The organism is Runella sp. R0.1_18 (assembly GCF_057652155.1).
In genome coordinates this window covers 1-751 of record NZ_JBYFCK010000080.1, presented here as the reverse complement: position 1 = coordinate 751, position 751 = coordinate 1, and the positions used below count along the sequence as shown (strand labels likewise).

Here is a 751-nt window from a genome sequence, read left to right as displayed (position 1 = left end):
CAATTGGCAGAACCTGCGAGCTGATGGTAAGTTTTTGTTTGCAGTAAAAGCACTCAGCAAGGTATTCAGGGCCAAGTATATAGCTGAGTTGAGCAAAAAAATGGAGATTGACAAAGCGACCAGAGAAGCCCTTTTTAAGAAAAACTGGATTGTGTATGCCAAACGTCCATTTGGAAGCCCCAAGTCAGTGGTAGAATATCTGGGGCGTTATACGCACAAGGTGGCTATTAGCAACCATCGCATCCAACAGGTGAATGAAGAAAGTGTGAGATTCTCCTACAAAGATTACGGTGAAAATGGCCTCAAAAAGAGCATAAGCTTGAGCCATTCGGAGTTTGTAAGGCGTTTTTCGCAGCATATTTTACCAAAAAGGTTCGTTCGGATACGTCATTATGGCCTACTCAGCAGTACTTGGAAGCGTGTAAAGTTCAAGCAGCTACGAGCGCATTTTAAGCTAAAACCCGCAGAAGCATCCGCACCCAAAACGTTGCTTAGAAAATGTCATTGTTGTGGCGAAGGGAAGTTGGTCACCTTAGCTACTTTCGATGGACGTGGCCCACCTGCTGAATACATGGGCGTTTGCCAAAACTTAATTCCTCATTCTGTAGGCTAAAGGATGGGTAAGGGAAGGTATGTCCTAACTTCAAAGAAAAACGACGAGAATGGCCTATAAGTACTCTAAAAGCAAAAAAGCAGGTCAAAACCTGCCCTTAACGTAGCTGCAACTTCAACAATAACTCCATAACAAAAG

Annotated in this window: 1 protein-coding gene; it reads left to right on the top strand. The window is 43.5% G+C overall.

What is annotated here, in order from left to right; genetic code table 11:
* Positions 1-613 (top strand): IS91 family transposase (locus AC23P2_RS31125; RefSeq protein ID WP_487776794.1); only part of this gene is annotated, 613 nt, incomplete at its 5' end.
* Positions 614-751 lie beyond the last annotated feature (138 nt).